This is a genomic window from Pseudomonas sp. Mn2068 (genome assembly GCF_049319725.1).
Lineage (GTDB): Bacteria > Pseudomonadota > Gammaproteobacteria > Pseudomonadales > Pseudomonadaceae > Aquipseudomonas > Aquipseudomonas gingeri.
In genome coordinates this window covers 20692-39855 of record NZ_JBMOUG010000012.1, presented here as the reverse complement: position 1 = coordinate 39855, position 19164 = coordinate 20692, and the positions used below count along the sequence as shown (strand labels likewise).

The 19164-nt window shown below is 63.5% G+C and carries 13 protein-coding genes; all 13 read right to left on the bottom strand.

Translation table 11 applies throughout. The features are described 5' to 3' along the window. Positions 1-2: 2 nt before the first annotated feature. The 13 genes from ACL9RJ_RS23630 to dksA all read right to left on the bottom strand — a co-directional run bounded on the left by ACL9RJ_RS23630 (position 3) and on the right by dksA (position 19131). Entirely contained in the window at positions 3-2927 is a 2925-nt protein-coding gene (locus ACL9RJ_RS23630; RefSeq protein WP_177118117.1) for a DUF748 domain-containing protein, read from the bottom strand. A gap of 109 nt (positions 2928-3036) precedes the next feature. Next, entirely contained in the window at positions 3037-4053 is a 1017-nt protein-coding gene (locus ACL9RJ_RS23625; RefSeq protein WP_422765721.1) for a class I SAM-dependent rRNA methyltransferase, read from the bottom strand. A 136-nt stretch (positions 4054-4189) separates the two neighbouring features. Further along, a complete protein-coding gene (gene acs / locus ACL9RJ_RS23620) occupies positions 4190-6127 on the bottom strand; it encodes an acetate--CoA ligase (protein ID WP_017126827.1) in 1938 nt (645 codons plus the stop codon). 270 nt (positions 6128-6397) lie between these two features. Beyond that, entirely contained in the window at positions 6398-8062 is a 1665-nt protein-coding gene (pgi, locus tag ACL9RJ_RS23615) for a glucose-6-phosphate isomerase (protein ID WP_017126828.1), read from the bottom strand. Positions 8063-8400: 338 nt separating this feature from the next. Further along, positions 8401-9261 (bottom strand): pantoate--beta-alanine ligase, encoded by an 861-nt coding sequence (gene panC, locus ACL9RJ_RS23610; RefSeq protein WP_212810542.1) that lies wholly within the window; start codon positions 9259-9261, stop codon positions 8401-8403. Further along, positions 9258-10058: a 3-methyl-2-oxobutanoate hydroxymethyltransferase gene (panB, locus tag ACL9RJ_RS23605; RefSeq protein WP_017126830.1), complete on the bottom strand. Its 801-nt coding sequence runs from the start codon at positions 10056-10058 to the stop codon at positions 9258-9260. Before panB ends, panC begins: the two co-directional genes overlap by 4 nt. A gap of 355 nt (positions 10059-10413) precedes the next feature. Next, complete coding sequence (gene folK, locus ACL9RJ_RS23600; protein WP_177128592.1) at positions 10414-10896, bottom strand: 2-amino-4-hydroxy-6-hydroxymethyldihydropteridine diphosphokinase; 483 nt, start codon at positions 10894-10896, stop codon at positions 10414-10416. Positions 10897-10900: 4 nt separating this feature from the next. Then, positions 10901-12289, bottom strand: a complete 1389-nt coding sequence (locus ACL9RJ_RS23595) for a polynucleotide adenylyltransferase PcnB (protein WP_017126832.1) — start codon at positions 12287-12289, stop codon at positions 10901-10903. Between the two features lie 751 nt (positions 12290-13040). Further along, a complete protein-coding gene (locus ACL9RJ_RS23590; protein ID WP_017126833.1) occupies positions 13041-14474 on the bottom strand; it encodes a sigma-54-dependent transcriptional regulator in 1434 nt (477 codons plus the stop codon). Positions 14475-14496: 22 nt separating this feature from the next. Further along, a complete protein-coding gene (locus ACL9RJ_RS23585; protein ID WP_167331640.1) occupies positions 14497-17451 on the bottom strand; it encodes a sensor histidine kinase in 2955 nt (984 codons plus the stop codon). Further along, a complete protein-coding gene (locus ACL9RJ_RS23580) occupies positions 17435-17611 on the bottom strand; it encodes a hypothetical protein (protein WP_003176118.1) in 177 nt (58 codons plus the stop codon). Before ACL9RJ_RS23580 ends, ACL9RJ_RS23585 begins: the two co-directional genes overlap by 17 nt. 77 nt (positions 17612-17688) lie before the next feature. Further along, a complete protein-coding gene (gene gluQRS / locus ACL9RJ_RS23575; RefSeq protein ID WP_017126835.1) occupies positions 17689-18588 on the bottom strand; it encodes a tRNA glutamyl-Q(34) synthetase GluQRS in 900 nt (299 codons plus the stop codon). Between the two features lie 96 nt (positions 18589-18684). Beyond that, a complete protein-coding gene (dksA, locus tag ACL9RJ_RS23570) occupies positions 18685-19131 on the bottom strand; it encodes an RNA polymerase-binding protein DksA (RefSeq protein WP_017126836.1) in 447 nt (148 codons plus the stop codon). Positions 19132-19164 lie beyond the last annotated feature (33 nt).

Below are 19164 nucleotides of genomic sequence, written 5' to 3'. Positions count from 1 at the left end.
GGTTACTCGCTATCCAGGTGCAGGGGGGTGACGACGCGGCCATCGCTCTCGGCCTGGCCGAGGCTGGCGTCGATGAAGTACACACGATCGTCTTCCAGCTGGCCCTTGTCCACCAGGAAATCCTTGATGCTGCTGGCGCGGTCCTGGCCCAGCTTGCGCAGTAGCACGGCGTTGCCGCTCCAGTTCTTGATCACGCCGTCACGCAGCCTGGCGGTGCGCTCGTCGCGGCTCAACTGGGCCCATTCGGCCGGTGGCTGCTGCTTGAGCAGGGTGCGGTAGATGCCCTCCAGCATCGGCGCCTTCTCATCTTCCGGCACCTGCAGCAGCGAGGCCTGGGCCGGAACCTTGTCGCCACGGCGCTGGAGCATCTTGTAGTAGGTGGCCTGATATTCGCGATCCAGGCGTTGCTGGGCGATGAGGGGGCCGTCGCTGGTCTGGGCGCTGGTGCCTTCGATCTCCAGGCGCAGGTTGGGGCGTTCCTTCAAGGCCGCCGCCAGCTTGGTCAGGGAGGATTCGGCGTCCTTGCTCAGGTCGCTGGAGCCCGGGGCGAAGGCGACGTTGCTGAGGTCCTGGGAATCGCCGCCGGCGATCAGCCCGCCAATGAACTTGAAGGGCGCCGTGGCGGCTCGCACGATCAGGTTGCGCAGGGTCTGCCAGACAATCGGCATCACGCTGAACTGCGGATTGTTCAGGTCGCCGGAAACCGGCAGTTCGATGGAGATCTTGCCATCGGAGTCCTTGAGCAGGGCGATCGCCAGCTTGATCGGCAGGTCGACCGCATCCGGGCTGTCGACTTTCTCGCCCAGTTGCAACTGCTCGACCACCAGCTTGTTCTCGGCCTTCAACTGGCCCTTGGTGATCAGGTAGTGCAGGTCGAGGTTGAGCCGGCCCTTGCGGATGCGGTAGCCGGCGAACTTGCCGGAGTACGGTGTCAGGGTGGTCAGTTCGACGCGCTTGAAGCTGGTGGCGATATCCAGGCTGGCCATCGGGTCGAAGGGGTTCAGCGCGCCCTTGATGGTCACTGGCGCATAACGATCGACCTTGCCCTTGATATCGACATCGGCCGGCTTGGCCTGGCGGCTGTCGATGGTGCCGATCTGGCCGTTGAGCTGCTGGATGGCCGTGGCGAAGTTGGGGGTCAGGCTGAAGTCGGCGAAATTGGCCGACCCGTCGTTGATGGCGATGCCGCCGACATGGATGCCCAGCGGCTTGCTGTTCGACGGGGCCGCCTTGGCCGTGGACTTGCCGGCGCCGCCGGCCGGTTGTGGGATCAGCAGGTCATCGACGTTGGTGGTGCGGTCGTCGTTGATCATGAAGCGCGCATAGGGCTGGAACAGGCTGACCTTGTCGATCGACAGGCTGTCGCCGTGCTGGTAGTTCAGGCCGTCGACCACCAGTTTCTGCCATTTCACGAAGTCCCGGGTCTTGAGGGTATCGAGGGTGTGCAACTGATCGACCTGGGCCCGTCCGGTCACGCTGAAGGCCAGCGGATCGACGTTCTTGAGGTTGACGTCGAGGTCGCTGCCGAGCATGCCGCTGCGCACTTCCAGGCGGATAAAGGGTTCGACGTAAGCCTGGGCGACCCGCAGGTCGATGTCCTGGGTCTTGACCTTCAGTCGGGCGCTGATCGGGCTCAGGTTGACTTCGCCGCTGGCGAGGACCTTGCCCTGCTTGCCCAGCCCGGTATCGAGCTTGAGGGTGAAGGGCGACTGGTTGAGGCTGTCGAAATTCTGCAGATCGAGGTTCAGCGGGCCGAGATCAAGGGCGACCGGTGTCTTGTTCGCGCGGTCGGCGAGGTGTACGCGGTAGTCACGCAGTTGCACGTCCTTGAGCAGAACCTGCCAGGGTTTGCTCGGTGCCGCGGGCGTGGGAGCGGGGGTATCGGCGGTGGCCGGGGCCGGTTCCTTCACCGCGGGTTTGGCCGGCTGGCTGGCGAACAGCTTCTGCCAGTCCAGTTGACCATCCGCTTCGCGGGCGGCCCAGGTTTCCAGGTTGTTGCTGCGGATCTTGCCGACGACCACCTGCTGCTTGGCGAGGTCGACGCTGGTCTCGCTGACGTCCAGCCGCTCCAGGCGTACCAGGGGCCGGCCATCGGGGGCCTTGATGGCAAACGGCGCGACGCTGAGGGACGTATTGCTCAGCAGCATCTCGGTTTCCTTGGCGAGGCTGAGCTTGTAATCGGTGCTGAGATTGACGACGCCGTCTTCCAGATCGAGCGGCACGGCATCCCGGACATAGGGCCACCAGACCTTCATCTTGCCGTCGGTGACTTTCAGCGAACCTTCGGAGGCGATCGGCACCAGGCTGAAATTGCCTTTCCAGTCGATGCGCCCGCCTTCGGGACCGGCGGCCACCAGGGTCATGTCGGCGTTGTCGTCGGGCAGGGTGCTGAGGTTTTTCAGCTGCAGGTCCATCTTGTCGTAGAGGAACTCGATGGGTTCGCTCGGACGCAGGTCCTGGAAGTGCAGGTAGCCGCCGGCCAGTTCGATCTGGTCGATGCGCAGCGGGAACGGCTTGGCGTTCGGATCGGCCGGGGTCGGTTCGCTGGCCGGCAGCTTGAACAGCTGGGCAAGGTTGAGGGTACCGTCCTTGCTGAAGGTCACCTCGGTCCTGGGCTTGTCCAGCTGGATCTCGGCCAGGTGCAGGGCATGGGTCCAGAGGCTGTCGATCTGCAGATTGACATAGAGGCGCTCGAACGCGACCTGCTCCTTGCCCGGCTCACCGATATTCAGGCCCCACAGCGTCAGCTCGAGGCTGAACGGGTTGAACTCCAGGCGCTGGAGCTTGGCGGGCACCGTGGCGTAGTGCGCCAGTTGCTGGTTGGCAATACGCAGGCCCACGCCCGGCAAGATGAAGAACCCCAGCACGGTGTATAGCGCGAGAACGGTCAGCAAGGCGCCGAGGGCGCGTTTCAATCCTTTGGACATGTGAGGCTTCGTCTATCTCAGTCGGAGGTGCCTTGGAGTATGGCACGCGTTTACGGTTCCGAAGCAATCCCCTTTTTACATCGCCGAGCGTGGTTTTCCGGCGTTTTTCCTACAGCTGGAGGATCAGGGTTTTCAGCGGGGGCTGTCCGTCCCGGGACGGGAAGTCGGTGGCCGGTGCCAGTACCTGCCAATCGCGTACCGGCCGCCCGGTTTTTTCCGCGCACCGCAGGACCTGTTCACGCCAATCGTCCAGGCTGACTTTTGCCAGGTTGTTGCAGCAGATCAGCACGCCATTTTCGGCGGTGGCCAGCAGCGCCGGCTTGAGCAGGCTCTGGTAGTCGCGCAGCAGGTCGACGGTGCCGAAGGCGCTCTTGGCCCAGGCGGGTGGATCGAGCAGCACCAGGTCGTACTGGCGCTGTTCCAGGCGCTGGTAGCTCGGCAGCTTCTGGCCGCGGCGCTGGGCGATGGGCAGTCCGGCGAGCTGGCGGATGGCCGGGAAATAGTCGGACTGGACGAATTGCATGGCCGGCAGTTTCGGGTTGAGCAGGCCGTTCTCGCGGCCCACGGTCAGGTTGCCCTCGGCGAAGTCGAGGTTGCAGACTTCCCGGGCACCGCCGGCGGCGGCACTCAGGCCGACACCGCAGGTATAGGCAAACAGGTTGAGGACGCTTTTGCCCTGGCTGTGCTGCTTGACCCAGCCACGGGCATTGCGCAGGTCCAGGAACAGCAGTGGGTCCTGCCCGGCGTGGCGGCCGCGTACGCGGTAGTTGAGGCCCCATTCGTGACCGATCAGGTCGGCGAGGGCGCTTTCATCGGCGCGGTAGACCGGGTCTTCGCGATCGATCCGTGAGTTGCCGCGGGAGCGGTCGTTGTAGACCAGCAGGGTATCCAGTTGCAGGTGCTGGTTGATGGCCCCGTGCAAGGCCAGCAGCTCTTCGCGTTGCAGCGTCTGGTGGAAGGTCTGCACCATCAGTTGCGGGCCGTAGCGATCGATGGTCAGGCCACCGGCACCTTCCTGGCTGCCATGGAACAGCCGATAGCAGTCGGTGCCCTGGGCATGCAGTTCGGCCAGCAGGTCCTGGCGATTGTCGAGGGCGGCGCGCAGCGCCTGGTTCAAGGAAGACATGGAGCGCGCCTTGGGGTGGGAAGTGGCGCGGGAGTTTACCAGCCTTCCGGTATCAGGCCCATGCAGCTCGGCCGGGGTGGCGACGAAAGCCGGCTTTCGCCGCCACCGGATGATTTCACCGGGCTATTTCACCGAGCTATTGATTCAGGCGCTTGTCGATCAGTCCTTCGACTACGCTCGGGTCGGCCAGGGTCGAGGTATCGCCCAGGCTGTCCAGTTCATTGCAGGCGATCTTGCGCAGGATGCGCCGCATGATTTTCCCCGAGCGGGTTTTCGGCAGGGCCGGCGCCCACTGGATCAGATCCGGTTTGGCGAAGCTGCCGATCTCCTGGCTGACATGGGCCAGCAGCGCTTTCCTGAGGGCCTCGCTCGGCTCGATGCCATTCATGGGGGTGACAAAGGCGTAGATGCCCTGGCCCTTGAGGTCGTGGGGATAACCGACCACGGCGGCTTCGGCGATGCTCTCGTGGAGCACCAGGGCGCTTTCCACCTCGGCGGTGCCGATGCGGTGGCCGGAGACGTTGATCACGTCGTCGATCCGCCCGGTGATCCAGTAATGGCCGTCTTCATCGCGGCGTGCACCGTCACCGGTGAAGTAATAGCCGGGGTAGGGCTTGAAGTAGGTGTCGAGCATGCGCTGTGGATCGCCGTAGACGCTGCGGATCTGTCCTGGCCAGCTGGCCTTGATCGCCAGCACGCCACTGCCGGCGCCGCTGATCTCCCGGCCCTGCTCGTCCAGCAGCACTGGTTGCACGCCGAACATCGGCTGGGTGGCGCAGCCCGGCTTGAGCTGGCGGGAGCCGATCAGCGGGGTGAGCATGATGCCGCCGGTCTCGGTCTGCCACCAGGTATCGACGATGGGGCAGCGCTGCTCGCCGACCACATTGAAGTACCATTCCCAGGCTTCCGGGTTGATCGGTTCGCCGACGCTGCCGAGCAGGCGCAGGCTTGCGCGGGAGGTCTGTTGCAGTGGTGCGGCGCCTTCGCGCATCAGGGCCCGGAGGGCGGTCGGCGCGGTGTAGAAGATATTGACCTGGTGCTTGTCGATCACCTGCCAGAAGCGCGAGCTGTCCGGATGGTTCGGCACGCCTTCGTAGATCAGGCTGGTGGCGCCGTTCGCCAACGGGCCGTAGACGATATAGCTGTGGCCAGTGACCCAGCCGACATCGGCGGTGCACCAGAAGACTTCGCCCGGGCGGTAGTCGAAGACGTACTGGAAGGTCATCGCCGCCTGCAGCAGGTAGCCGCCGGTGGTGTGCAACACGCCCTTGGGTTTGCCGGTGCTGCCGGAGGTGTAGAGGATGAACAGCGGATCCTCGGCGTCCATCGGCTCGGCTGGGCAGTCATCGCTGACGCCATGCAGGGCCTGGTGATACCAGAGGTCACGGCCTTCGACCCACTGCACGTCACCCTGGGTGCGCTCCACCACCAGCACGGTACTGACGCCCGGGCAACTGAGCAGCGCCTTGTCGACATTCTGCTTGAGCGGTATGTACTTGCCACCGCGCACGCCTTCGTCGGCGGTGATCACGGTGCGACAGTCGGCATCGAGGATGCGGTCGCGCAGGGCATCGGGAGAGAACCCGCCGAACACCACCGAATGGATGGCGCCGATCCGCGTGCAGGCGAGCATCGCGTAGGCCGCCTCGGGAATCATCGGCATGTAGATGCAGACCCGGTCGCCCTTTTTCACGCCGCGCTCTTTCAGCACGTTGGCCAGCCGGCAGACGTTGTGGTGGAGCTTGCGGTAGGTGATCTGCGCCGACTCGGCGGGATTGTCGCCTTCCCAGATCAGCGCGATGTTGTCGCCGCGCTCGGCGAGGTGGCGGTCGATGCAGTTGTAGCTGACGTTCAGTCGGGCGCCGGCGAACCATTGCGCCTGGCCGGTGCGCAGGTCCCATTGCTGGACCTTGTCCCACGGCCTGGACCAGTCGAGAAAGCGTTTGGCCTGTTCGGCCCAGAAGGTGTCGGGGTGGTCGATGGAGTCCCGGTAGAGCCGCTGGTAGTCATCCTGGCTCAGTTGGGCGGCCTGGCGGACGGCTTCGGCCTTGGGGTATGTGCTGATATCGAACATGGCGGTTCCTTGTTCTTGTCTGCGACAAGCCTAAGGGTGCGCTCTGTTGTGGCGGGGTTCAAGCGGATAAAAGGTCGAACCTGTTCCAGCTGATATCCCAGGCAGCTACACCCGGGATATCAATGACTGAACACGGCCCTTGTAGGAGCCGGCTTGCCGGCGATGAGGCCCGAGAGTCTTGCATCGCCTGATCGGCTGCAATCGCCGGCAAACCAGCTCCTACAGGTCCTGTGTCGATGCACAGACACAGGACCCTGCCGGAGGGTGCTATCAACCGCGATGACGACCGCGGAAGTAGTTGATCAGGCCCTGGGTCGAGGCATCTTCGGCCGAAGACTCCTCGCTGCCGACCAGGCGGTTGTACACGCCCTTGCCCAGCTCCTTGCCCAGTTCCACGCCCCACTGGTCGAACGCGTTGATACCCCAGATCACGCTCTGCACGAAGACCTTGTGCTCGTACATCGCCACCAGGGCGCCGAGACGACGAGGGCTGATGCGCTCGACCACCAGGGTGTTGCTCGGACGGTTGCCGGGGATCACCTTGTGCGGCGCCAGCTTCTGCACGTCGGCTTCGCTCAGGCCTTTTTCACGCAGTTCGGCCTCGGCCTCGGCGCGGGTCTTGCCGAGCATCAGTGCCTGGCTCTGCGACAGGCAGTTGGCGTACAGCCACTGGTGATGGTCGGCCACCGGGTTGAAGCTGACGATCGGCACGATGAAGTCGGCCGGGATCAGCTGAGTGCCCTGGTGCAGCAACTGGTGATAGGCATGCTGGCCGTTGCAGCCGACGCCGCCCCAGATCACCGGGCCGGTATCGGTGGACACCGGGGTACCGTCCTGGCGCACGCTCTTGCCGTTGGATTCCATGTCCAGCTGTTGCAGGTGCTTGGTGATGTTGCGCAGGTAGTGGTCGTACGGCAGGATCGCGTGGCTCTGCGCGCCCCAGAAGTTGCCGTACCAGACACCCAGCAGGGCCAGCAGTACCGGCATGTTCTGTTCGAACGGCGCGTTCTGGAAGTGCTGGTCCATGGTGTAGGCACCGGACAGCAGTTCCTTGAAGTTCGACATGCCGATAGCGAGGGCGATCGGCAGGCCGATGGCCGACCACAGCGAGTAGCGCCCGCCGACCCAGTCCCACATCGGGAAGATGTTCTCTTCGCGGATGCCGAAGGCCACAGCGGCGGCGTTGTTGCTCGATACCGCGATGAAGTGCTTGTACAGCTCCGCCTCGGAACCGCCCTGGGCCAGGTACCAGTCACGGGCGGCACGGGCGTTCTTCAGGGTTTCGAGGGTGGTGAAGGTTTTCGACGAGACGATGAACAGGGTGGTCTCGGCGCGGATCTTCGCCGACAGCTCGTGGAACTCGCTGCCGTCGATGTTCGCCAGGTAATGGCAGCGCACGCCTTTATGGGCGTAGGACAGCAGCGCCTCGGAGACCAGTTCCGGGCCCAGGAACGAACCGCCGATACCGATGTTCACCACGTCGGTGATCGGCTTCTCGGTGTAGCCACGCCACAGGCCGTCGTGGATTTTCCCGACCAGCTCGGTCATCTGGTTGAGGACTTTGTGCACGTCGGGCATCACATTGACGCCGTTGACCGACAGTTTGTCACCCACCGGACGGCGCAGCGCGGTGTGCAGCGCCGGGCGACCTTCGGAGGCGTTGACCAGTTCGCCGGCAAACAGCGACTTGATCGCGCCTTGCAGGTCGACCTCATTGGCCAGGCCCACCAGCAGGTTGCGGGTCTCGTTGGTGATCAGGTTCTTGGAGTAGTCGAGGAACAACCCGCAGCTGCTGAGGGTGAATTGATTGAAGCGCTGCGGATCGGCATTAAAGGCTTCGCGCATGCTGAAGTTGTGCATGTTTTCGCGGTGTTGGTTCAACGCCTGCCAGGCGGGCAGAGCGGTCACGTCGTGAGGAGTGCGGTAGTACGCCATCGCTGCGGATTTCCTTTTACGAGAACTGCCTTTTGGACATTTGGCTTTTTGGACACCAGAAACGCCGGAACGTCCTGCTTTTATCGGTGGCAGTGTCCGGCAACCTGCGTCGGCACGGTTGGGAGACGCAGCGCGATTACAGTAAACCTCACGCAGGCGTCTGTCTTGGCTTTGTCTGACCTTTTCTCGGTACTTTTTCGCACTCTCGGGTCCGACAGGCGTTTTTCAGTCCGAGCCGGGCCTGATCAGGCGAGCTGTACCGGGGGCGTGTACAACAGCGGATACGGGCCCCGGGCGGCGGCAGTTTGCCCGAAGCCCGGGGCCCGGGCAATCGCTGCTCAGGCGGGTGTATCGAGGTTCAGGTGCAGGTTGTCGATCAGGCGGGTGGTGCCGAGGAACGCGGCGACCAGGATCACCAGGTCACGGTCCTGCGCGGTGGCCGGGCGCAGGCTGAGGGCGTGGCGGATTTCCAGGTAGTCCGCACGCAAGCCTGCGCTTTCGATCAACCGGGTATGCTCGGCGAGCAGCTTCGGATAGTCGCGCTCGCCCTGCTCGATGGCCGTGGCGATCTGGCTCAGGCTGCGATACAGCGCCGGGGCGGTGGCCCGTTCGGTTTCGCTGAGGAAACCATTGCGCGACGACAGCGCCAGGCCGTCGGCGGCCCGTACGGTCGGCTCGCCGAGCACCTGGATCGGCATGTTCAGGTCATGCACCAGGGCACGGATCACGGCCAGTTGCTGGTAGTCCTTCTGGCCGAACACCACCAGGTCGGGCTGGACCATGTTGAACAGCTTGCTGACCACGGTCGCCACGCCCTCGAAGTGACCGGGGCGGCTGGCGCCACACAGGCCTTCGGACAGGTGCGGAACGCTGACCCGGGTCTGCCCGGCCATGCCGTCGGGATACATCTCCTCGACTGTCGGGGCGAACAGCAGGTGGCAGCCAGCCTCGAGCAGTTTCTCCTGGTCGGCGGCGAGGGTGCGCGGGTACTTGTCGAGGTCTTCGTTGGCGCCGAATTGCAGCGGGTTGACGAAGATGCTCGCCACCACGAAATCCACGCGCTGGGCCGCCTTGGTCACCAGGGCGGCGTGGCCGGCATGCAGGTTGCCCATGGTCGGTACGAAGCCGATGCGTTTGCCCTCGCTGCGGGCGCGCGCGACGGCGGCCCGCAGCTCGCGGACGGTCTTGACTGTATTCATGCCGAAAACCCGTGTTCGGTGCCTGGGAAGGTGACGGCCTTGACTTCGCTGACGTAGGCGCCGATTGCCCCTTGGATGCTGGTCTGGCCGGCCATGAAGTTCTTCACGAACTTGGGCACGCGACCGCTGATGGACAGCCCGAGCATGTCGTGCAACACCAGGACCTGACCGTCGGTGGCGGTACCGGCCCCGATACCGATGACCGGCACCTTGACCGCCTGGGTGATTTCCGCCGCCAGTTCGCTCGGCACGCACTCCAGCAGGATCATGGCGACACCGGCCTGTTCCAGGGCGATGGCGTCGGCACGCATCTGCCGGGCCTGGGCTTCGCCGCGGCCCTGGACCTTGTAGCCGCCGAAGATGTTCACCGACTGCGGGGTCAGGCCCAGGTGCGCGCAGACCGGTACACCCCGTTCGGCCAGCAGGCGAATGGACTCGGCGAGCCAGGCCGCGCCCTCGACCTTGACCATGTTGGCGCCGGCCTGCATCAGCAGGGCGCTGTTGTGCAGGGTCTGTTCGACGGTGGCATAGGCCATGAACGGCAGGTCGGCGACGATGAATGCACCCTGGTTGCCGCGCTTGACGCTGGCGGTGTGGTACACGACGTCGGCCACGGTCACGGGCAGTGTGCTGTCATGCCCTTGGGAAACCATGCCCAGCGAGTCGCCAATCAGCAGCACTTCGACGCCGGCTTCGCAGGAAGCGTGGGCGAAGGTCGCGTCATAGCAGGTCAGCATGGTGATTTTCTCACCTTTCTGCTTGAGGCTTTGCAAGGTGGTCAGGGTAATGTCTGGCATGAAAAAGTCCTCTTCAGGCGCCGTGCAAATTACTGCGAGTAACGCGCGTGATTCGTCATTTATGCAGGCGCACGTTCTTTTGTCGTGCTTATAAAGCCTGGATTGCGCCCTTCAACGCCGCAGGGGCGGCAACGGGACGCCTATAGTCGTGAGGAGAACGGGGGAAGTCAATCAGGTGTGTTACCGCAATGTTACGCCGGGAGTGTTACCGGTGTAACTGATGCGATTCAGCAAAGCCTCGGTCAGGCGACCACTGTGGGAGCCGGCTTGCTGGCGATGACGACGCATCGTTCAACGTCGTCGTGACTGGCCGATCGCTATCGCCAGCAAGCCGGCTGCCACGCCAGAAGAGGTGTTACTGCGGCAGGCGTTCCAGGCCGACGAACGGGCATTCGGCGAGCAGGTCGCGCAGTGTGCGGCCATCGGCCAGTCGCAGGTCGGCGGGCACCAGCTCCGCCAGCGGATACAGCACGAAAGGGCGGGCCTGCATATGGTAATGCGGGACCTTCAGGCGCGGCTCGTCGATCAGCCGGTCGCCGAACAGCAGGATATCCAGGTCCAGCGTGCGCGGCCCCCAGCGTTCATGCCGCTCGCGACCCTGGTCGATTTCGATGGCCTGCAGCGCATCGAGCAGGGTCAGTGGCGCCAGGCCGCTGTCGAGGGCGGCCACCGCGTTGGTATAGCGCGGCTGGCCGGGTAGCAGCGAATCGCTCTGGTAGAACGCCGAGACGCCCGCCAGCTCGGTTTCCGGCAGTTGCGCCAGAGCCCGGACGGCATGGCGCAGTTGCTCCGCGGGGTCTGCCAGGTTGCTGCCCAGGCCGATATAGACGCGCTCCATCGACTTATTCTTCCGAGCCGGCGGTACGCTTGCGCTTGCCGGCGCTGCTGCGACGACGCTTGCGCGGTGCACCGCTGGCGTCTTCCTTGCCGCTGAGGTCGCGGATCATGTCGCGACGGCCGGCATCATTGGCGTCCTGATAATCGGTCCACCAGTCACCCAGGCCATCGGTCTGTTCGCCAGCGGTTTCGCGCAGCAGCAGGAAGTCATAGCCGGCACGGAAGCGCGGGTTGTCCAGCAGCAGGTCGGCGCGTTTGCCGCTGCGGCGTGGCAGGCGCTCCTGCATGTCCCAGATTTCGCGGATCGGCAGGGTGAAACGCTTGGGGATCGCAATACGCTGGCATTGCTCGCTGATCAGTTCGTGGGCCGCTTCCTGCATTGCCGGAATAGGCGGCATGCCACGGGCCTGCAGGCGCAATACCCGCGCCGGCAGGGCCGGCCACAGCAAGGCGGCAAACAGGAAGGCCGGCGTCACCGGCTTGTTCTGCTTGATGCGCAGGTCGGTATTGATCAGGGCTTCGCTGATCAGTGTATGGGTATAGCTCGGGTTGTGCTCCAGCGCCTCGAAACTGGCGGGGAACAGCGGTTCGAACAGATTGAGGTCGACCAGCATCTCGAAGGTGTCGGCGGCATACCCCGAGAGGAACAGCTTGAGCACTTCCTCGAACAGCCGGGCCGAGGGAATCTCGCGCAGCATCGGCGCCAGATTGCGGATCGGCGCGACGGTATGTTTCTCGATACCGAAGTCCAGCTTGGCGGCAAAACGCACGGCGCGCAGCATCCGCACCGGGTCTTCCTGATAACGCTGGGTCGGGTCGCCGATCAGGCGGATCAAGCGATTGCGAATGTCGTGTACGCCATTGGCGTAGTCGAGGATGCGTTCGCTGACCGGATCGTAATACAGGGCGTTGATGGTGAAGTCGCGGCGCTGGGCATCGTCTTCGAGGGTGCCGTAGACGTTGTCGCGCAGGATCCGCCCGCTTTCGTTGCGGGAGGACTGGTTGCTGTCTTCCTCCTCGTCGTTCTGCGGGTGATTGGCGCGAAAGGTCGCGACTTCGATGATTTCCCGGCCAAAGTGGATATGCACCAGCTTGAACCGACGACCGATGATACGGGCGTTGCGGAATTCGGCGCGGATCTGCTCCGGCGTGGCGCTGGTGGCGACGTCGAAATCCTTGGGGGTGATATTGAGCAACATGTCACGCACGCAACCGCCGACCAGGTAGGCCTGGTAGCCGGCGTTCTGCAGGCGTTCGACGATGTTCACCGCATACCGGCTGAACTGCGCCTTCTGCAGCGAATGCTGGCTGCTGTTGAGCACTTCAGGGGTGCTGCGTTTATGTTGCGTTCGACGCAAGGGAGAACGGAATGACTGGAACAACTTCTTCAGCATGGGATGCACTGTTTGAAGGAATATTCGGCCAACACGAAGAATGACCGCATGATGGGCGGGGATTCTAGCATTTAGTCGAGGGATGGTGTAGGAAGCTGCGGCGGCAGTGCTGAAGAGTGGCTCCGGGCCTTATGGGGCGGGCCTTGAGAGGGCGAAAACCGTACTTTGGAAAGCGTAATCGCAGAAACTACAAGGGGAGCCGAAGCTCCCCCAGAAGTAGTTGCGTGCTCTTTTTTTATTATGGTTGCGGGCTTCTTGTTTTTGTTGATCGCCCTATGTCACAGGTCTTCATGCCCGTGACGCCTCCCAATCGGGAGATAAGAGCAAACGGATTGCTTTGGTCGCTGTGTTGTCATGATCCATCGGATCCAACCAGTTCAGGCTCTACCTTGAGGGTAGTTTTTGTTGTTCTCGGCCTGGTCGTGGGGCAAGCCCCAAATACAACGCCTCTCCAAAAGAATCAGTTAGCTGCGCCTCCGCCCTGTTGTTCTTGTTGTGCGTGAGTCGATTCGTCTTATTTTTATTGTCTTGTACATTGCTTGTTATTGTTCTTGTACGAGACATATAGCAGGTGTCGTGCCAACTTTTGCATGGCCCAGCAAAACCGGGGGCTTCGAGGGTTTTCCGATTTTCTGAAGGCATAAAAAAGCCGGATCTTCGTTACCGATAGACCCGGCTTTTGTTACGCGAAAAAACTGCGGTAACAGTTTTTTCACATCCCGGGGTGTTACCCGGGGAACTGAATCCGGCTTCAGCTTTCGCTGGCCACCCCGGTCTTGCGCCGCGGGATGCCCAGGCGCTGGCGCCGTTCCCACAGGCACTTGCGGCTGACCCCGAGCTTGCGTGCCAGCTCGGTCTCGGTCATGTGGTCCTGGTGTTCCAGGACGAAGTGCTGGAAGTAGTCTTCCAGCGATAGGTCCTCGGTCGGCTCGTGGCTGGTGTTACCGGGATTGTTCTGCTGGGGCGCGAGGCCGATGAAGTCGTCTTCCTCCAGATCGCTCAGTTCGATGTCGATGCCCAGCAGATCGGCCGAGATTTCCGGGCTTTCGCACAGGATCACCGCGCGTTCCACCGCATTCTCCAGTTCGCGGACGTTGCCCGGCCACGAATAGTGGCGGATGGCTTGTTCCGCATCCGGGGCGAACTTCAGGTCGTTGCGTCCGACACGGGCACTCTGGCGGGCCAGGAAGGCGTTGGCGATCTCGTTGACGTCGGCGCCACGCTCGCGCAGGGCCGGCAGTTTCAGGGCGATCACATGCAGGCGGTAGTAAAGGTCCTCACGGAACTGGCCGATCTTGGCCAGGCTCTTGAGGTCGCGGTGGGTGGCGGCGATCAGGCGCACATCGACTTTCTGCGACTGGACCGAGCCGACCCGGCGGATTTCACCTTCCTGCAGGACTCGCAGCAGGCGTGCCTGGGCTTCCAGTGGCAGTTCGCCGATTTCGTCGAGGAACAGCGTGCCGCCGTCCGCGGCTTCCACCAGGCCGGCACGACCGGCGCTGGCGCCGGTGAATGCGCCTTTCTCGTGGCCGAACAGTTCGGACTCGATCAGGGTTTCCGGAATGGCCGCGCAGTTCACCGAGATCATCGGAGCCTTGGCGCGCCTGGACAGGTTGTGCAGGGCGCGGGCCACCAGTTCCTTGCCGGTCCCCGACTCGCCCTGGATCAGCACGTTGGAGTCGGTGGGCGCGACCTTGCGGATCTTGCTGTAGAGATCCTGCATCGGCGCGCAGGTGCCGATGATGCCGATCTCGCCATTGCTGTTGTCGGCGCCGGCTTTCTCCGCCGCGCCGTTGCTCTTGGCGACCCGCTCCGCGGGTGCGCCCTGGCCGCTCTGGCGATCGCGCAGGATGCGGGCCACGGCCTGGAGCATCTCGTCGTGGTCGAAGGGCTTGGCGATGTAGTCCACCGCGCCCATCTTCATCGAGTCCACGGCGGAACGCAGGCTGGCGTAGCTGGTCATGATCAGCACCGGCGTGCCCTGGCCGAGCTTGATCAGCTCGGTGCCTGGGGCGCCGGGCAGGCGCAGGTCGCTGACGATCAGGTCGAACGAGGGGATGCTGAAGCGTTCCTGGGCTTCCTGCACCGAGCCGGCTTCGCTGACCTGGTACTGATTGCGCTCCAGCAGGCGACGCAAGGCAGAGCGGATAATGGTTTCGTCTTCGACGATCAAAATGTGCGGCATTGATTCGGTTCTCTCGACGGTCTCAGTTCACAGCGGACGTCGCTTCGACATGACGCGGTAAGGTCACCCGGATACGGGTGCCGCGTTGGCTTTCGGTGTCAGCCGGGCTGTCGATGGTGATTTGTCCATAATGCTCTTCAACGATGGAATAGACCAGTGCAAGGCCCAGTCCGGTACCTTCGCCAGGATCCTTGGTGGTGAAGAAGGGTTCGAACAATCGGTCCATGATGTTCTTCGGGATGCCGCTGCCTTCGTCTTCGACGATCAGGTCGACCGTGTGTTCGAAGGCTTCGCTCTTGACCCGTACCGCGCTGCCGGCGGGCGATGCGTCACGGGCGTTGGACAACAGGTTGATCAGCACTTGCGCCAGGCGCTGCGGATCGCCGTCGACCCAATGTTCGGGGTCGCACAGGTTGAAGAACTGTACTTCGAAATTGCGCCGGTTCAGGGCCAGCAGACCAATGGCATCCTGGGCGACCTCGGCCAGGCACACCGGTTCGTCGTTGTGCTGGTGGCTGCCGGCATGGGCGAAGCTCATCAGCGACTGGACGATGCGCGAGACGCGCTTGGTCTGCTCGATGATCTGCCCGCTGATCTCGGTGATCTCGCCGTCTTCCTCGCGCTCTTCGCGCAGGTTCTGCGCCAGGCAGGCGATCCCGGTGATCGGGTTGCCGATCTCGTGCGCGACCCCGGCGGCCAGGCGGCCGATGCTCGCCAGGCGCTCGGAATGCACCAGCTTGTCTTCGAGCATCTGGGTTTCGGTCAGGTCCTCGACCAGCAGCACCAGGCCGCTGTTGCCCGGGGCCAGCGGTTCGTCGATCGCCGCCTTGTGCAGGTTCAGCCAGCGGGTCTGGCCGTCGAGGGCCAGGTGTTGCTTGTGCAGGTGTTCGTCCGGCAGGTTGATAAAACCTTGCAACAATTCTTTCCACGGTTCGCCCAGGGTGCCCAGGCGCGAGCCGACGACCCGTTGCGCGGCAACGCCGGTGAGTTCTTCCATGGCCTTGTTCCACATCAGGATCTCCTGGTCCTTGGCCAGCGAGCAGACGCCCATGGGCAGTTCCTGCAAGGTCTGGCGGTGGTAGCGGCGCAGGGCATCGAGTTCGGCGGCCAGCCCGGTCAGGCGCGAGTGATAGTCCTCGAGGCGGCTCTCGATGAAGTGGATGTCTTCGGTGACATAGCTTTCACCGCCGGCCTTGTACGGCAGGAAGGTCTCGACCATGTCCTGGGCCACGCTCGGTCCCATCAGGCCCGACAGGTTGGCCTCGATCCGGTCGCGCAGGCGGCGCAGGGCATAGGGGCGCCGTTCGTCGAAAGGCAGGTAGAGGTCACGCAGGGCTTGCTCGACTTCCTTCTGCGCGGCCTTGGCTCCCAGCGGCTTGGCCAGTTGCGTGGCGAACTCCTGGGGCGAGGCCGCGTGCAGTTCGCGTCGCTGCGGCCGACGGACGTTGTCTACCGCGCAGGCTTCGGCGGCACTGGCCTCTTCCGGGCTGGCATTGCTGAACAGCGAGATCAGCGTGAACATCAGCACGTTGGCGGCCAGCGAGGCGATGGCCGCCATATGCCAGCTGGTATCGTCCAGCACATAGATCATATTCAGCAGGGGAATATAGAAACCCTGCAGGTTGCCGATCAGCGGCAACATCATGGTGACCATCCAGACGATGATCCCGGCCAGCAGGCCGGCGATGAAGCCGCGGCGGTTGGCGGTCGGCCAGTACAGCACCGAGAGCACGCCGGGGAGGAATTGCAGGGTGGCGACAAAGGCGACGATGCCGAGGTTGGCCAGGTCCTGTTCGGCGCCGAGCAACAGGTAGAAGCCGTAGCCGGCCATGATGATCGCGACGATCAGGGCGCGGCGGGTCCATTTCAGCCAGCGGTAGATATTGCCTTCGGCCGGGGGCTGGTAGAGCGGCAGCACCAGGTGGTTGAGGGCCATGCCGGACAACGCCAGGGTGGTGACGATGATCAGCCCGCTGGCGGCCGAAAGCCCGCCGACATAGGCCAGCAGCGCCAGGGCCTGGTTGTTGGCGGCGATGCCGATGCCCAGGGTGAAGTATTCCGGGTTGGTGGTGGCGCCCAGCTTCAGCCCGGCCCACAGGATCAACGGCACCGCCAGGCTCATCAGCAGCAGGAACAGCGGTAGTCCCCAGCTGGCGCTGACCAGCGAGCGCGGGTTGAGGTTCTCGGTAAAGGTCATGTGATACATGTGCGGCATCACGATGGCCGAGGCGAAGAACACCAGCAGCAGGGTGCGCCACGGGCCTTCCTGCAGCGGTGTGTGCAGGGCGGCGAGGGCGGTCTGGTTCTGCAGCAGCCACAGTTCGAGCTGCTGCGGGCCGTCGAAGACCCCGTAGAGGGCATAGAGGCCGACCCCGCCGATGGCGATCAGCTTGATCACCGATTCGAAGGCAATCGCGAAGACCAGGCCTTCGTGTTTCTCCCGGGTGGCGATATGGCGCGAGCCGAAGAAAATGGTGAACAGGGTGATCAGCGCGCAGAAGCTCAGGGCCACGCGGTGCTGCACCGGTTCGCGAGTGAGGATGCCAATTGAATCGGCCACTGCCTGGATCTGCAGGGCCAGCAGCGGCAGCACGCCGATCAGCATGAACACCGTGGTCAGCGCCCCGGCCCAGGTGCTGCGAAAGCGGAAGGCGAACAGGTCGGCCAGGGATGACAGCTGGTAGGTGCGGGTGATCTTCAGGATCGGGTACAGCAGCACCGGGGCCAGCAGAAAGGCGCCGGAGACTCCCAGGTAGCTGGACAGGAAGCCATAGCCGTACTGGTAGGCCAGGCCCACGGTGCCATAGAACGCCCAGGCGCTGGCATAGACGCCCAGCGACAGGGTGTAGGTCAGCGGGTGACGAATGATCGAGCGTGGAATCACGCCTCGTTCGCTGATCCAGGCGACACCGAACAGGGCCAGCAGGTACGCGGCGCTGATCAGCAGCATCTGGGTCAGGCTAAAGCTCATCGGCATCTTTTTGGCTCTGCAGGATGAAGGTCACGACGATCAGAATCAGCCAGAGCAGATAGGGCCGATACCAGGCGCCCGTCGCGTCGATCCACCAGTCCATGATCGCCGGCGAGAACAGGTAGATCCCGACTACCAGGAGCAGGACCAATCGATAGATGTACATCCTGGCCTCTCTTTTTTATAGGCGTGCCCGAAAACGTGCGGCGATGGTAACGGATGGGCGCCAACCTGCAAGGGGCGTCAGTGCAATTGCGCTTCGGCCAGGGTCGCGACCCTGGGAATCAGTGTGGCATCCCAATGGCGGATTCCCCAGTCGAGCACTTCCCTGGGCGTGCCCTGTTCCAGTGCGGCGGGTGGTGTCTGCCCCAGTGTACGCAGGGCCCGCATCAGCAACGGCGTGGCCTGATCGCCGGTCAGTGGCGGGGAGCGGTAGGACTTGCCGAGCTTGTTGCCGTCCGGCTGGGTTATCAGCGGGACATGCAGGTAACGCGGCTGCGGCAGGCCCAGCAATTCCTGCAGGTAGAGCTGGCGTGGTGTCGAGTCCAGCAGGTCGGCACCGCGCACGATATCGGTCACGCCCTGCCAGGCATCGTCGAGCACCACCGCCAGTTGGTAGGCATACAGCCCATCGCGGCGACGGATCACGAAGTCGCCGGCCTCGCGCCCCAGGTGCTGGTGGAACTCGCCCTGGACCCGGTCCTGGAAGCGGTAGATCAGTTCCGGGACCCGCAGGCGAATGGCGGCGTTGTCGATGTCGTACCCGAGGTTGCGGCACAGGCCGGGATATATCCCGTCATAGGCTTCCAGCTCCTTGCGCGAGCAGGTGCAGGCGTAGGCCAGCCCCTGGCTGAACAGGCGATCGAGTACCTGGGCGTAGGCGTCATGACGGTCGCTCTGGCGGATCATTTCGCCATCCCACTCGAAGCCGTAGCGTTCCAGGGCGTCGAGGATCGCGGCCTGGGCGCCGGGGGCCTCCCGTGGCGGATCGAGGTCTTCCATGCGCAGCAGCCAGCGGCCGCCGACCGAGCGGGCATCCAGGTAGGAGGCGAGTGCCGCGACCAGCGAGCCGAAGTGCAGGTGTCCGCTGGGCGTGGGGGCGAAGCGTCCGATATAGGCGGGCGAAGCGGTGATGGCAGTCATAAGTCGCAGGGTACTGGATCCGTGGAGGGCAGCGCCAGGAAACGCAGAAACGAAAACGGAGCGTTCGCACGCTCCGTTCGTTCAGTCCGGCATGGATTACTTGCCGACCTGTTTTTCCTTGATCTCCGCAAGGGTCTTGCAGTCGACGCACATATCGGCGGTCGGTCGGGCTTCCAGCCGGCGGATGCCGATCTCGACGCCGCAGGACTCGCACCAGCCATACTCTTCGTCTTCGATGAGCTGCAGGGTCTTGTCGATTTTCTTGATCAGCTTGCGCTCGCGGTCGCGGGCACGCAGTTCGAGGCTGAATTCCTCTTCCTGGCTGGCGCGGTCGGCGGGATCAGGAAAGTTGGCCGCTTCGTCTTTCATGTGGTCAACGGTGCGGTCGACTTCCTGCATCAGGTCCTGCTTCCACTTCTGCAGGATCTTGGTGAAGTGCTTGCGCATGGGCTCGCCCATGTACTCCTCGCCCTTGCCTTCAACATAGGGTTCGAAGCCGCTGATCTTTTGCTCAGTGCTTTGCTGCTTTGCTTGGGTGGGCATGAATGGACCGCCTCTACTCTTCTAATCCATTGC

What these genes read in the sequence shown, in the direction of transcription:
- ACL9RJ_RS23625 (WP_422765721.1), bottom strand. Translation starts at nt 4,053, where the DNA reads ATGTCTTCCTTGAACCAGGCGCTGCGCGCCGCCCTCGACAATCGCCAG.
- ACL9RJ_RS23590 (WP_017126833.1), bottom strand. Translation starts at nt 14,474, where the DNA reads ATGCCGCACATTTTGATCGTCGAAGACGAAACCATTATCCGCTCTGCC.
- ACL9RJ_RS23630 (WP_177118117.1), bottom strand. Translation starts at nt 2,927, where the DNA reads ATGTCCAAAGGATTGAAACGCGCCCTCGGCGCCTTGCTGACCGTTCTC.
- ACL9RJ_RS23585 (WP_167331640.1), bottom strand. Translation starts at nt 17,451, where the DNA reads ATGCCGATGAGCTTTAGCCTGACCCAGATGCTGCTGATCAGCGCCGCG.
- acs (WP_017126827.1), bottom strand. Translation starts at nt 6,127, where the DNA reads ATGTTCGATATCAGCACATACCCCAAGGCCGAAGCCGTCCGCCAGGCC.
- ACL9RJ_RS23580 (WP_003176118.1), bottom strand. Translation starts at nt 17,611, where the DNA reads ATGTACATCTATCGATTGGTCCTGCTCCTGGTAGTCGGGATCTACCTG.
- pgi (WP_017126828.1), bottom strand. Translation starts at nt 8,062, where the DNA reads ATGGCGTACTACCGCACTCCTCACGACGTGACCGCTCTGCCCGCCTGG.
- dksA (WP_017126836.1), bottom strand. Translation starts at nt 19,131, where the DNA reads ATGCCCACCCAAGCAAAGCAGCAAAGCACTGAGCAAAAGATCAGCGGC.
- panB (WP_017126830.1), bottom strand. Translation starts at nt 10,058, where the DNA reads ATGCCAGACATTACCCTGACCACCTTGCAAAGCCTCAAGCAGAAAGGT.
- gluQRS (WP_017126835.1), bottom strand. Translation starts at nt 18,588, where the DNA reads ATGACTGCCATCACCGCTTCGCCCGCCTATATCGGACGCTTCGCCCCC.
- folK (WP_177128592.1), bottom strand. Translation starts at nt 10,896, where the DNA reads ATGGAGCGCGTCTATATCGGCCTGGGCAGCAACCTGGCAGACCCCGCG.
- panC (WP_212810542.1), bottom strand. Translation starts at nt 9,261, where the DNA reads ATGAATACAGTCAAGACCGTCCGCGAGCTGCGGGCCGCCGTCGCGCGC.
- ACL9RJ_RS23595 (WP_017126832.1), bottom strand. Translation starts at nt 12,289, where the DNA reads ATGCTGAAGAAGTTGTTCCAGTCATTCCGTTCTCCCTTGCGTCGAACG.